The following is a 13,541-nucleotide window of genomic DNA, read 5'->3' as shown; positions in this document are numbered from 1 at the left end:
AAATACTGGATAAAAAAACAGGCTTGAAGCTATGGAAGCGTCGACAAAAAACGCCACTTCTTAAGAGAAAGTGGCGTCTGATAACACAGGGATTGGCAATAGATTACGCTTTTTTCGTCGCGTGTTTGCCAAGCTCTGAGGTTTTTTCATCTTTTAGGTAAAGGTTTTCAAAGCAGTAGTTAGTGGCTTCGATGTAGCCCTCAACACTGCCGCAATCAAAACGTTTGCCCTTAAATTTATACGCTAAGACACAGCCTGATTTTGCTTGTTTAAGCAACGCATCGGTAATTTGGATTTCGCCACCTTTACCTGGCTCGGTTTGCTCAATAAGCTCAAAAATATCTGGGGTTAGGATGTAGCGACCAATAATAGCAAGATTACTTGGTGCTGTGCCCGCTTCTGGCTTTTCTACCATGTCGTCGACGCGGTAAAGGTCGTCTTTAATCATTTCACCGGAAATCACGCCGTATTTATGCGTTTCACTTTCTGGCACTTCTTGAACCGCGACAATTGAACAACGGAACTGTTTGTAGAGTGCCGCCATTTGTGCCAGTACGCCTTGCTCTTCATTAACACAAAGGTCATCCGCTAACACAACAGCAAATGGTTCATCACCGACTAATTCTCGTCCCGTTAAAATAGCATGACCTAAGCCTTTCATTTCACGCTGACGGACATAAGTGAACTGCGCTGATTCGATGATATCGCGAATCTCGTCAAGCAGTGCTTCTTTGTTTGTGCCGTTGATCTGATGCTCTAGCTCATAGTTTTTATCAAAATGGTCCATGATGGAGTGTTTACCACGGCCTGTGACGATGCACATCCCATCCATTCCGGCTTGAATCGCCTCTTCAACACCGTACTCAATGAGTGGTTTGTTAACGACTGGCATCATTTCTTTTGGCATTGATTTTGTTGCCGGAAGAAAACGCGTTCCGTAGCCAGCGGCTGGGAACAGGCACTTTTTGATCATGATAAAACCCTTTATCTTTATAATATTTACATCGTATCGCCAACGACGGTTATCTTGCTAGTCTACCGCTAATTAATTTGAGATAACAGCGATATCCAACAGCAATAACGCGACATTATTGCGACTTAGTTAACATCGTTTATTAAGAGTCTAGGGTCATATTTTAAGAGAGTAGGTGCTGATTCGCCCAGGCAATGGCTTGTAAGCGATTCTTTACCGAGAGTTTTCGAAACACCTGATACAAGTGTGACTTGACGGTGGATTCGGTGATAAAAAGGTCTTCCGCCATTTGCATATTGGTGGCGCCAGACTGCAAGCTGCGAAGTATGTCTATTTCTCTGACGGTGAGATCGACCACTGCCGGTGAGGTATTCGCTGCGACAACGTGTCGATAATGATGCAGTAATTGGCTCGACACGTCTCTTGGCAGCCAATTTTTGCCATTAATAATCTCACCGCATCCGATAACAATTTTTTCTGGCGATTCGTGGCTATAAAAGAGGCCTTTGATATGGCCGTACTTAAGAATTTCTTCCGTCGTAAGTCTATGTGGGACATTGACTAAAATCGTCTCAAAATGCTTGCTGACGAGCGGTAGCTTGAGAACTTGTTGAAACATATCGAGGGATTCGTGATAGTCGAATAATAAGATCCGGTTCCGTACACTATTGCCGGCAACCAGCAAACTTTCAGGTTCGATAGTTTTGATTTCATTGATACTTAATGCTGACAGCCTTTGGATTAGAGGGTCGGAGGCTGTGGTGCTCAGCGTGACATGTTGAATGACGCGTTTGTAATTACTTGTTCGCATAAAGGTATCGTTACTCCCAGTGTTTTATGCATGCTGACGAATACGGTGGCGAGGTGCTAGGGCAGTACTAAACATTTGGGAGTCACTTAAAAAATCTAAGTAACTGATATAAATAACAAGTTGATTTTTTAGCGGTGCAAGATGACAGTGAGCGTACAGAGCCAATCTGCGGATTGATGTATTAAGCACTGTTGTCGAAATGGCGTATCGTGTTATCCTGTTGCGCTAATTTAAGACATCTATTGTGGTTACGGAGCAAAACATGGCAAGCCGTGGAGTAAACAAAGTCATTCTAGTGGGTAACTTAGGTAACGACCCAGAAATTCGTTACATGCCAAACGGTGGTGCGGTAGCGAATATCACAATCGCCACGTCAGAGTCTTGGCGTGATAAAGCAACGGGCGAACAGCGTGAAAAAACAGAGTGGCATCGTGTTGCTTTGTTTGGAAAGCTAGCTGAAGTTGCAGGCGAATACCTAAGAAAAGGCTCTCAAGTTTATATTGAAGGTCAATTGCAGACGCGTAAGTGGCAAGATCAAAGTGGTCAAGACCGCTATACAACCGAAGTGGTTGTTCAAGGCTTCAATGGCGTGATGCAAATGCTTGGTGGTCGTCAAGGCGGCGGTGCTCCGATGCAACAAGGTGGAATGAACCAAGGCGGCATGCAGCAGCAACAAGCACAACAACCTCAACAAGGTTGGGGTCAGCCACAGCAGCCGGTTCAACAAGCACAGCAGCAGCCTGCTCAGCAGCAAAAACCAGCGCAGCAACAGCCGCAATACAACGAGCCACCAATGGACTTTGATGACGACATCCCGTTCTAGATTGGTCGTGATAGTAAGCAATAACGTTGCTTGCAGCTCGAATAAAAAAACCGCGAGTATTTCGCGGTTTTTTTCGTTTATTAGAATTAGCGTGACGAATGAAACGTACGTTTGCTGATAAATCTGTTATAACAAATAGTTAACGTAACATTGTTGTCGGTATTTAAGCATTATCGATAATGTACTGCGTGAACCTTTCTCTCGAGTAGAGAAGATAAATGGATCAAAAAGGACTTGAGCATTTATGAGACAAACCCCAACCTTGAAATTGAGTACTCGCTTAGTGGCGTTTGTCACGGTGATAGTGCTCAGTGCGGTTTTTATTCTGTTTGTCGGTGGTACGCTGTCGATAAAAAAAATGGGTCAAGAATACCTTAACCACCATTTGTCAGGCATCGTGAAGGTGATCGACAAAGAACTTGAAGATCCTGACGCGGCATACATAATGCAACGCTGGATGCCTAAAATGCTGCAAGCCAGTAATATTATTGAGATGCAGCTCTCTTCTTCAGCTGGTGTCGTTTACCGCTACAAAAACACTTCCCCAATGATCGACCGCACGATCACCTACGAAAAAACGTATACCTTAGAGCGTAATGACGGCTATACCATCAGCTTTACAGCACTTCCGCCCTACCTGGGGGTCCGCTATTCTTTAGAGGCGATGTGGTCTGTTACATTGGCTTTTGGTTTGATCGTTTTTTGCTTAATGCAGGGCGTGAAATGGGTTAGAGGGCAACTTATTGGATCAGAACTGCTTGAAGAGCGGGGAAGAATGATCTTAGCTGGGCGAGTTGAACAATACGCGAAAGGGGATTTACGCGAGTGGCCTTATACTGCGAGTGAAGCGCTAGATATACTGATTGAGGAGCTACAAGATGCTCGTCAAGAGCGCAGCCGTTTTGATACTTTTATTCGTACTCAAACGTTTCTTGATCCATTGACGGGCAGTGCAAACCGTATGCTCTTTGATAGCAAGCTTGAATCCGCGTTACTGGAAAGTGGTGCGCAAGGTGGCGTGATGCTGTTTCGCATAGAGGATTGGGATCAGGTCAGTGAGCTAAATAGTAAAGCGGTGTCCGATGACTTCTTGATTGAAGTAGGCGAGGTCATTTCTAATGCGGTACAAAAATACCCAGATGCGATCTTCTCTCGATACTTTGATGCCGACTTTGCGGTTTTTGTTCCCCATCAGAGTGCTAAAGATTTGGGGAGTTTGGCCAATCAATGCCTTCGCCAGTTAGAAAAGGTGACGCCACCTACGCCACTTGATGAAGACAACTGGTGCCACATTGGCGTGAGTATGTATGCGGAATCAGAGCGCCAGGGACGAGTTATGGAAGAGGCGGAAACGGCTCTGAAAAGTGCTCAGCTTCAAAAAGCCAATAACTGGAGCCGGTTTAGTAAACAGACGCAAAGTATGGATGAGCGTGGCAGTGTGCGCTGGCGAACCTTATTCGATAAAGCGCTGCTACCGGACAATTTGTTGATTTTTTCCCAGCCTTGTTACCTGTATGAAAAAGGCCAAGATCTGAGTACGCTTCACCGTGAGCTATTCGCTCGAATTGAAGATCCAGAGAGAGGAGTGATCAAAGCTTCTCGCTTCCACTCGGCGCTGATTCAAGTGGGCTATGAATCCAATTTAGATCGTTCTGTTTTGAACAAGGTGCTTCATAATATAAAGCAAGGTAAAAATATCCTCCCGATCTCCATTAATCTGTATGTGGTTCCTTTTGCTAACAAGCGTCACTTCAAATGGTTTAGGGATGAGTTATTACAGATGCCTATTGCTCAAAGACAGCAATTATCATTTGAATTTTCTGAAGCGAGAGTCATTCAGCACTTGGACTATATTCGCCCTGTTATTAGAATGCTATCCGGTTTAGGGTGTACCGTTATCGTTGGCCAAGCTGGCCGTTCGATTGTTAGTACTCATTACATTAAAGATCTGAAAGTTGATTACCTGAAGTTGCACCGTAGTTTGATCAAAAAGATCGATCAACGAGACGAAAACCAATTGTTTGTGCGCAGCATGGTTGGAGCGTGTGGTGATTCACCCACTAAGGTCATCGCGGTTGGAGTGGAAAGCAAAAAAGAGTGGCATACCCTCATTGATTTAGGTGTGTCTGGTGGGCAGGGGCGTTACTTTGCTCCTGAAACGCAATTGCTACCTGAGGCCTCGGTAAAAACAGCCGTAATCAAACCGGGTCGTCGAAATCGTTGGCGTAAAACCTAGTGGTTGTGAAGTTTTGTTATCACGAATGACGAATAACCCCACATTGAATGAGTGACTTATAAAGAAGAAATAAAGTGAGTTTGCCGCTAATTACTGTCAATTTTTTGCGTTAAGTAAGGAAACTGTAAGAAAATGGGGTTTTCCCCCCATGTTTCTGCCTCAATGCCTTGCTGATATGGCAACGCATTGGTACATTTAGTGCAATTTTTGTCTTCTCATTCTTGCAGGACGAGCGAAGAATATGTTTAAAAAACTGCGTGGCATGTTTTCTAACGATTTATCGATAGATCTAGGTACTGCCAACACACTGATTTATGTTAAAGGGCAGGGCATCGTACTAGACGAGCCTTCTGTAGTCGCTATTCGCCAAGATCGTGCTGGCTCTGCTAAGAGCGTCGCGGCCGTTGGCCATGCGGCTAAGCAAATGTTAGGCCGTACACCGGGTAACATTTCGGCAATTCGTCCGATGAAAGATGGCGTAATTGCCGACTTTTATGTGACTGAAAAAATGCTGCAGCATTTCATCAAACAAGTACACGACAACAGCGTTTTAAAGCCAAGTCCACGTGTATTGGTTTGTGTACCTTGTGGTTCAACTCAGGTAGAGCGTCGTGCAATCCGCGAATCGGCTCTGGGTGCGGGCGCTCGTGAAGTGTATTTGATTGATGAGCCAATGGCGGCAGCCATTGGTGCCGGTTTACGTGTATCTGAGCCAACCGGTTCTATGGTTATCGATATCGGTGGTGGTACTACAGAAGTCGCCGTTATCTCACTAAATGGTGTGGTGTACTCATCTTCGGTGCGTATTGGTGGCGATCGTTTCGATGAAGCCATTATCAATTACGTGCGTCGTAATTATGGCAGCTTGATTGGTGAAGCAACCGCTGAAAAAATCAAACATGAGATTGGCTCTGCGTATCCTGGTGATACGGTCAATGAGATTGAAGTTCGTGGTCGTAACCTTGCTGAAGGTGTGCCTCGTAGTTTCAGCCTCAACTCAAATGAAATCCTAGAAGCGCTTCAAGAGCCGTTGACCGGTATTGTCTCTGCCGTTATGGTTGCTCTTGAGCAGTGTCCGCCAGAGTTAGCTTCTGATATTTCTGAAAATGGAATGGTATTGACGGGTGGTGGTGCATTGCTGCGCGATCTCGATCGTCTTATCACTGAAGAAACAGGCATTCCTGTTGTTATCGCAGAAGACCCTCTGACTTGTGTTGCTCGTGGAGGCGGTAAAGCGTTAGAAATGATCGACATGCACGGTGGCGATCTGTTTACTGAAGAATAATGGTTTCACTCTGGTTTTGGTGTGGTACTGAAGCTAGAGTCCACACCAGGATAATGAGTTCATGAAACCAATATTTGGTCGAGGTCCATCCTTACAACTTCGCCTATTTCTTGCGGTATCCTTATCAGCTGGCTTAATGCTGGCTGATAGTCGTTTAGATACCTTCTCCCACGTACGCTATTTACTGAATAGTGTGGTAGCCCCTATTCAATACACCGCTAATCTACCGAGAAGTATGTTTGATGGTGTGTATGAGCGCTTTAATACCCGTCAAGGTCTAGCTGAGCAAAATATTAACCTCAAACGAGAGGTTTTACGCTTAAAGAGCGATTTGATTTTGCTGGATCAATACCGAGAAGAAAATCAACGATTTCGTGATCTGCTTGGGTCGTCATTTGTACGAGACGAAAAGAAAATGGTCACGGAAGTGATGGCGGTAGACACTTCTCCTTATCGTCACCAAGTCGTGATTGATAAAGGAAAAACAGACGGTGTGTATGAAGGCCAACCTGTCATCAACGAAAATGGTATCGTTGGACAGGTGACGTTTGTGGGGGCTCACAATAGCCGAATCATGTTGTTAACCGATTCAAACAGTGCGATTCCCGTGCAAGTAATTCGTAATGATATTCGAGTGATCGCTTCTGGAAATGGATTGGTCGATGAGATTCAACTAGAGCATATTCCAACGAGCACGGATATTCAGCAGGAAGATCTTCTTGTTACCTCGGGATTGGGAGGCATATATCCAGAGGGCTATCCCGTTGCGTATGTTAGAAAAGTGCAGCGAGATAACCGACGCGAATTTGCCAGCATCATCGCAGAACCTGTCGTGGATTTTGATCGCTTACGATACTTACTGCTGATTTGGCCTAATCAAGATAGGCAGCAGCAAGAAGTTGAAGCGACACTTAATGCGGAATAAGAGACGAGAACTAGACTATGACTAATCGTGGATTTCGCAGCCAGTTAGTAATTGGTGTGTCATTACTGCTCGCGCTTACTTTACAAACCATCCCATGGCCAGGAGTGCTCGATTTTATTCGCCCTTCATGGCTATTGTTGGTGATGTGTTATTGGGTGTTGGCGTTACCGCATCGTATCAATGTCGGTACCGCCCTTGTTGTCGGCCTAATATGGGATTTACTTGTTGGTTCGACCTTAGGGATTCGTGGCATGATGATGTCTATCATCATCTACGTAGTGGCACTGAATTTTTTGGTCCTTCGCAATATGGCGTTGTGGCAACAAGCAACGGTGATCGCCTTGCTTTCTATGGCCCTAGAGGTCGCAATATTTTTCGGTGAGTATTTGATCCAAGACGTAACTTTTAATCCAATGTCGCTGTGGAGTGGTTTGATTAACTGTATACTTTGGCCATGGATGTTTTTATTGTTGCGCCGCATGAGAAGGCATTGGCATGTCAGATAATTTATCACAATACGCTATCGTGTTAGCGTCGACTTCACCTCGACGCAAAGAGCTACTGACGCAACTAGGCTATGATTTTCATGCCGTAAGCCCTGATATTGAAGAGCTTAAAGGGGTGAATGAATCCGCAGAAGCATACGTTGAACGTTTATCACTAGAAAAAGCCATGGCGGGCTATGCGCTGGTGAATTTTGCTTCGCAGAATCCAGCCATCGTTATCGGCTCTGATACCGTTGTCGTACTGCATGGGCAAGTGCTTGAAAAGCCGAATGACTACGCTGATGCACAGCGAATGTTAAGCCAGTTATCGAATAATCAGCACCAAGTTTTGACGGCGGTAAGTGTCGTTGCTAAGGACAAGCAAGCGTCTGTTATTGTAAAAACCGACGTCTGGTTCAAGCCATTAACTGAATACGAAATACAACAATACTGGTTAAGTGGTGAGCCGCAAGATAAAGCTGGCAGTTATGGAATTCAAGGACTCGGAGGACGATTTGTCTCTCGTATCGAAGGAAGCTACTACGCGGTAGTAGGATTGCCACTCTATGAAACTGACCAGCTCCTGCAAGAATTTATAAATAATTAAAAATTGAGGTGCGCTCATGAGTGCAGAGCTGTTGCTAAACGTAACCCCTAGTGAAACGAGGGTTGCTATGATCGAAGGCGGAATCCTTCAAGAAGTTCACATTGAACGTGAAGCGAAACGCGGAATTGTAGGTAATATTTACAAAGGAAAAGTCAGTCGCGTTTTACCCGGAATGCAAGCGGCCTTTGTGGATATCGGCTTAGAGAAAGCAGCTTTTTTGCATGCCTCGGATATTGTTCCACATACCGAATGTGTAGCGGAAAATGAGAAAAAACAGTTTCAGGTACGAGATATTTCAGAGCTCGTGCGTCAAGGGCAAGACATTGTTGTTCAAGTGGTTAAAGACCCGCTTGGTACCAAAGGCGCTCGACTAACAACCGATATCACCTTACCGTCTCGCTACCTCGTCTTTATGCCAGGTGCTAGTCATGTTGGTGTGTCTCAGCGTATCGAGAGCGAAAAAGAAAGAAACCGACTTAAACGCGTTGTTGCTGATTATTGCGATGAAAATGGTGGTTTTATCATTCGTACTGCGGCCGAAGGGGCGAATGAAAAAGAATTGGCTCAAGATGCTCAGTTCTTGAAGCGTCTATGGCTAAAGATCAATGAGCGCCGCAAAAAATACAAAACACGCTCAACCTTATACGGTGAGTTGGGTTTAGCACATCGCATTATTCGTGATTTTGTTGGAACCGAATTGACTCGTATTCAAGTCGATTCCCGTCTTATCTATGAAAGCCTAAAAGAGTTCACTCATGAGTTTGTGCCTGAAATGGAATGCTTGCTTGAGCTTTATGAAGGTGACAAACCTATCTTCGATATGTACGACACGGAGAATGAGATTCAGCGTTCATTGGAGCGTAAAGTCAATCTAAAATCCGGTGGCTACCTGATTATTGATCAAACGGAAGCCATGACGACCGTTGATATCAATACTGGGGCATTTGTAGGACGAAGAAACCTCGAAGAAACTATTTTTAACACCAACGTTGAAGCGACCCAAGCGATTGCTAGGCAGTTAAGACTACGAAATTTAGGTGGCATCATCATTATCGACTTTATCGATATGGGTATAGAAGAGCATCGCCGCCGTGTCTTAGTGTCGTTAGATGCGGCGCTGGCAAAAGATCGAGTGAAAACCAATATCAATGGCTTTACTCAGCTTGGACTTGTTGAGATGACCCGTAAAAGAACGCGTGAAAGTATTGAACATGTTCTTTGTAGTGGTTGTCCAACATGTGAAAGCCGTGGTTCAGTAAAAACCGTTGAAACGGTGTGCTATGAGATCTTGCGTGAGATAACCCGAGTAAACCGTGCCTATGATGCGGATAAATTTGTTGTCTATGCCTCTCCAGCTGTTGCTGAAACATTGGAAGGCGAAGAGTCTCATGCCCTTGCAGAACTTGAAGTCTTTATTGGAAAACAGGTTCGTATTCAGGCTGAACCTTTGTATATTCAAGAACAATTTGATGTTGTTATGATGTAATGAGTAGTGTGTGAGTCCTCGCGTTAATCAATTAGTACGTTTTTTTCTTTGGATATTGTTGACCGTATTGGTGTTACTTGCCTGTGCGGTCACAATGCTGCGTGTCACTTTACCTCAATTAAACCGAATTCAACCCGAAATCGTTTCTTGGATAAATCAAGGAAGCGGATTCAATGTGTCTATCAGTGATGTTCGTGGTTTCTGGCGAAACACCCACCCCTCTATTTCGTTGCAAGGTGTCGCGGTGAGTCTTCCTAAAAGCGAAGACAGCAAGTTAGAAGTGAACAACCTAGAACTTGAATTTGATTTAGTCCAGACCATCATTCAACGTCAGCCTGTTATCGCCGATATGTCGATAAACGGTATGATTTTGGATGTACGAACCGTTGATCTTCTTCACTCGTCAAACAATCAAAAATCAGTCGACCCTGCTAACGTTGAGTCGGCAGAAAATGGTGAGCAGATCCTTAACCGCCTTGATAATTTATTGCTAAGGCAGCTCGATCGTTTCTCTGTGGCTCAATCCACGATTTTTTATAAGGCGATATCAGGTGATACACGTCAACTGGATATTGAAAATCTGCAATGGCGAAATGAAAATGACCGGCACCTTGCACAGGGGACAGTGTCTATTGCGGATGCAAATTTAGATTCGCTTGAGGTTCGTGCTGACTTTGTTGATAACGGCTCACTCACTGATGTCACGGGGGAGTTCTATGTCACGGTTGATAAGATGTCAGTATCGCCATGGCTTAGTGACGAGATTAGTCAAAAAACAGGCATTACGGGTGGGGATGCAAGCCTGCGCGCTTGGCTAACTCTTGAGCAAAGTAAGGCCAGTGATGCGTATGTTGAGGTATTACCCTCTGAGTTGGCATGGCAAAGAGACGGGGTTAATAATCAGATTGTGCTGGAATCTGCCGTGCTTCATGTACACCCATCAGAAAAGGGTTGGCAGCTTAATGCCCATGAAATCCAGGCGAGAACGAACGATACTCCATGGCCAGAATTAGATATTGCTCTGGATTGGAACAGAGAAAATCAATGGCGAATGAACGCTTCTCAATTAGATATCAATGCCTTAAAGCCGCTCGCATCTTTAATGCCAGATACGACGGTTAAAGAGTGGTTGGATAAGCTGAATCCGGGTGGGCGCATTGAAAATATCCGAGCCACTCAACAAAATGGTGCTGAGTCTTTGCTGTACTCCGCGAGTTTTAGGCAGCTGTCGCTCTCCCAATGGGCATTACTTCCTGGCTTTTCTCATGTCTCCGGTAGTGTTGCCGGCAGTGTGAACAAAGCGGATGCGACGGTGATGGTGGTCGATGACAAATTTCCTTACGGAGATGTTTTCCAAGCCCCGCTTAATATCAAGCAAGGCTTAGTCAATATTCATTGGGAAAATAATGGTGAAAAGGGCTGGTCGCTATGGTCTGATAAAGTGACGGCCGCCACCTCTGATATTCAGGTATTGGGAGCGTTTCGACTTGATTTTCCTAAAGATAGCAGCCCATTTTTGTCATTTTATGCCGAAGCCGATTTGTATAATGCGGGGGAAACGTGGCGTTATCTTCCAACCCTTGCGCTTGGGCAAAGCCTAACCGATTATTTATCCGCTGCTATTCAAGCGGGACACGTCAATACGTCGAAGTTACTTTGGTACGGCCAGCTTTCCGATTTTCCGTATAAAAAACATAATGGCATGTTTCAAGCGTGGGTGGGGTTACGCGATGCTAAATTTAGCTTCGATACCAATTGGCCACCATTGACCGATTTGCAACTCGATTTACTGTTCCAAAATGAGGCAATGCACATTGACTCGAAATCCGCCACATTGATGGGCGTGAAAGGTAAGAGGATTACTGGACGCATTCCCGAGCTTCGCGGTGATGGTCATTTGGAGATTGAAGCCAATGCCACTGGTAGTGGTAGTGCGGTACGCGATTACATGATGTCGACACCGTTAGTCGGCTCTGTTGGTGCTGCGCTGACTGCGGTGCAAGTAAGCGGGAAGGTTGACGCGGATTTTCAGCTGTACATTCCGTTTTCTGGTGACACGACGCCGTCTCGTGCTTGGGGCGCTGCAAAACTGAAAGACAATCATGTCGAGATTGACGCACCACCGATGACCTTAGAGAAGGTATCAGGAAGCATTGCATTTGATAACGATGTCATCAACGCTAAAGGCTTATCCGCGACCTTGTTGAATCAGCCCATAACCCTAGACTTTAATGGCCAGAACTCCGGTAAAGGTTATGGAGTCGATCTTGATGCTATAGGCGATTGGAATATGGGGCCATTAGAACCCTATGTCGGAGAGCGGTATGTCAGTGGTTTAAAAGGGCACGCCCCTTGGAATCTGGAAGTGGATCTTCAGCTAAATGACGTTGGATTTACTTATCAATTGGATCTCAATGCTAACTTGGTGACGATTGCGAGTGATTACCCCTATCCATTAAAGAAAGCATTTGGTGAATCAGGAAAAGCAAGGTTGCAGGCCTCTGGTAACCAACAGGCGATTACAGCGCGATTGCAGCTCCCGTCTGTTAAATACCAAACTGAGATTGATATTACCAAGGAAACGCCGGTGCTTAAGGCAACCAATCTCGTGCTTGGTAAGGGCGGTTTTAAGATAAGCCCTATTGTTGGACACGATTTCCAGATACGTTCCGATCGCTTTAACTTGGACGAATGGAGTGCCTTAACTAAGCAGCCAGCAAGTACTAAAAAAGCCATGCTGGATGACTTAAATACACCTACAATTCCCTTGCCAACACGCGTAAATATAGAACCAAAGGAGTTTATGCTCGGGGGGATTGAGTGGCATGATGTCGACTTTAATGCGAGATATAAACAAGGTGGCTGGCAATTCGAACTTGATAGCCAAGAAGCAAAAGGGCAGGCAAATTACAGCGACGATAATCAACTTTATGTCGCCCTTCAACGACTGCATGTTTATTTACCGTCGCTCGCTGAATCTGCCAGTCCAGATGACTCATTGATTCTTCAAGATGATTTGTCAGCGCCACTAGTGAGTGATTTTGACCGGAAGCTCTTTAATGCCATTCCTGATACTAAGTTAGATATAAAAAACTTTTGGTTTCAAGGGTATAAAGTTGGTGACGTGGATATGGATGTTGCTCGACAAGGCAACAAACTCGTTTGGAATAAACTTAACCTGAGCAGCGGCAGTAACAAGGTTCGTATCGATGGTAGCTGGATGGTTGCCGGACAGCAAAATAAGACCCAGGTGAATCTAGAGGTTGAAGGTGAGAATAACAGCGATCTAATGGAACGCTTCGGTATTACTTCCGGTATTCAAAAAGCGCCTTTTGAGCTTAACTCAAAACTGACTTGGGATGGCGCGCCTTGGTCGATGAGAATTGATACCGTTAATGGCGACATTGATACTAAGCTCGGCAAAGGCGTGATCTCTGATGTCAGCGGTGCAGCGCGTTTATTGGGGTTGTTTAGCCTTGATTCGATCATTCGTAAGATGCAATTAGACTTTACAGATGTCTTCGATAAGGGGATGGCTTTTAATTCCATTACCGGTAGCGGAAAAATAAGAGATGGGATGTTTGTTACCAATGATATCGAGATGGATGCGATTGCTGGTGATATGAAAATCAAAGGGTTGGCGGATCTTACTTCACAAACCGTGGATGCAGAGGTCAACTTTACCCCGGATATGACCTCAGGGATTCCGATTATTACTGCCTTTGCTGTGACGCCGCAAACGGCATTAATCGTATTGGCTGTCACGACCGTGATCTCTCCGGTTGTGGAGGTGGTGACTCAGGTTAATTATGCCGTGAAAGGGCCACTTGCATCGCCTGAAGTCAGTGAAATATCGCGTACAAAGGGCGAATACAAACTTCCGGATAACCTAAAAAAGGAGCAAAAGTAA

Annotated in this window: 10 protein-coding genes; 8 read left to right on the top strand and 2 right to left on the bottom strand. The window is 45.0% G+C overall.

Translation table 11 applies throughout. The annotated features are described in order from the left end of the window. Positions 1–103 precede the first annotated feature (103 nt). Both galU and ACE1OE_RS14085 read right to left on the bottom strand, forming a co-directional pair. Positions 104–973 (bottom strand): UTP--glucose-1-phosphate uridylyltransferase GalU, encoded by an 870-nt coding sequence (gene galU / locus ACE1OE_RS14090; protein ID WP_102469846.1) that lies wholly within the window; start codon positions 971–973, stop codon positions 104–106. A gap of 163 nt (positions 974–1,136) precedes the next feature. Further along, positions 1,137–1,784 carry a LuxR C-terminal-related transcriptional regulator gene (locus ACE1OE_RS14085; protein ID WP_449211439.1) on the bottom strand — a complete coding sequence of 216 codons (648 nt, stop codon included), beginning with the start codon at positions 1,782–1,784 and terminating at the stop codon, positions 1,137–1,139. A gap of 262 nt (positions 1,785–2,046) precedes the next feature. Here ACE1OE_RS14085 and ACE1OE_RS14080 point away from each other — a divergent pair, with 262 nt between their 5' ends. The 8 genes from ACE1OE_RS14080 to ACE1OE_RS14045 all read left to right on the top strand — a co-directional run bounded on the left by ACE1OE_RS14080 (position 2,047) and on the right by ACE1OE_RS14045 (position 13,541). After that, on the top strand, positions 2,047–2,607 hold the full coding sequence (locus tag ACE1OE_RS14080) for a single-stranded DNA-binding protein (protein WP_372059905.1): 561 nt from the start codon (positions 2,047–2,049) through the stop codon (positions 2,605–2,607). Positions 2,608–2,851: 244 nt separating this feature from the next. Further along, entirely contained in the window at positions 2,852–4,843 is a 1,992-nt protein-coding gene (gene csrD / locus ACE1OE_RS14075; RefSeq protein WP_449211438.1) for an RNase E specificity factor CsrD, read from the top strand. 241 nt (positions 4,844–5,084) lie between these two features. Beyond that, the gene (locus tag ACE1OE_RS14070; RefSeq protein WP_102469850.1) at positions 5,085–6,128 is read left to right on the top strand and encodes a rod shape-determining protein; all 1,044 of its coding nucleotides are present in this window, start codon (positions 5,085–5,087) and stop codon (positions 6,126–6,128) included. Between the two features lie 61 nt (positions 6,129–6,189). Next, positions 6,190–7,053, top strand: a complete 864-nt coding sequence (gene mreC, locus ACE1OE_RS14065) for a rod shape-determining protein MreC (RefSeq protein ID WP_372059907.1) — start codon at positions 6,190–6,192, stop codon at positions 7,051–7,053. A 17-nt stretch (positions 7,054–7,070) separates the two neighbouring features. Next, positions 7,071–7,559 carry a rod shape-determining protein MreD gene (gene mreD, locus ACE1OE_RS14060; protein ID WP_102469852.1) on the top strand — a complete coding sequence of 163 codons (489 nt, stop codon included), beginning with the start codon at positions 7,071–7,073 and terminating at the stop codon, positions 7,557–7,559. Then, positions 7,549–8,145, top strand: coding sequence for a Maf family protein (locus ACE1OE_RS14055; protein ID WP_449211437.1), 597 nt, complete (start codon positions 7,549–7,551; stop codon positions 8,143–8,145). The genes mreD and ACE1OE_RS14055 overlap by 11 nt, the downstream gene beginning before the upstream one ends. Positions 8,146–8,161: 16 nt before the next feature. Beyond that, on the top strand, positions 8,162–9,631 hold the full coding sequence (gene rng, locus ACE1OE_RS14050; RefSeq protein ID WP_102469854.1) for a ribonuclease G: 1,470 nt from the start codon (positions 8,162–8,164) through the stop codon (positions 9,629–9,631). Between the two features lie 10 nt (positions 9,632–9,641). Further along, positions 9,642–13,541 (top strand): YhdP family protein, encoded by a 3,900-nt coding sequence (locus tag ACE1OE_RS14045; RefSeq protein WP_449211436.1) that lies wholly within the window; start codon positions 9,642–9,644, stop codon positions 13,539–13,541.

This window comes from Vibrio sp. E150_011, from assembly GCF_053544015.1.
Note: the sequence above shows the minus strand (reverse complement) of the source record. Positions and strands in the feature narration are given on the sequence as shown.

Bases quoted from the DNA above. Each gene is read 5' to 3' on its own strand.
- mreD (WP_102469852.1), top strand. From the start codon at position 7,071: ATGACTAATCGTGGATTTCGCAGCCAGTTAGTAATTGGTGTGTCATTA.
- ACE1OE_RS14070 (WP_102469850.1), top strand. From the start codon at position 5,085: ATGTTTAAAAAACTGCGTGGCATGTTTTCTAACGATTTATCGATAGAT.
- mreC (WP_372059907.1), top strand. From the start codon at position 6,190: ATGAAACCAATATTTGGTCGAGGTCCATCCTTACAACTTCGCCTATTT.
- ACE1OE_RS14085 (WP_449211439.1), bottom strand. From the start codon at position 1,784: ATGCGAACAAGTAATTACAAACGCGTCATTCAACATGTCACGCTGAGC.
- rng (WP_102469854.1), top strand. From the start codon at position 8,162: ATGAGTGCAGAGCTGTTGCTAAACGTAACCCCTAGTGAAACGAGGGTT.
- ACE1OE_RS14080 (WP_372059905.1), top strand. From the start codon at position 2,047: ATGGCAAGCCGTGGAGTAAACAAAGTCATTCTAGTGGGTAACTTAGGT.
- csrD (WP_449211438.1), top strand. From the start codon at position 2,852: ATGAGACAAACCCCAACCTTGAAATTGAGTACTCGCTTAGTGGCGTTT.
- ACE1OE_RS14055 (WP_449211437.1), top strand. From the start codon at position 7,549: ATGTCAGATAATTTATCACAATACGCTATCGTGTTAGCGTCGACTTCA.
- galU (WP_102469846.1), bottom strand. From the start codon at position 973: ATGATCAAAAAGTGCCTGTTCCCAGCCGCTGGCTACGGAACGCGTTTT.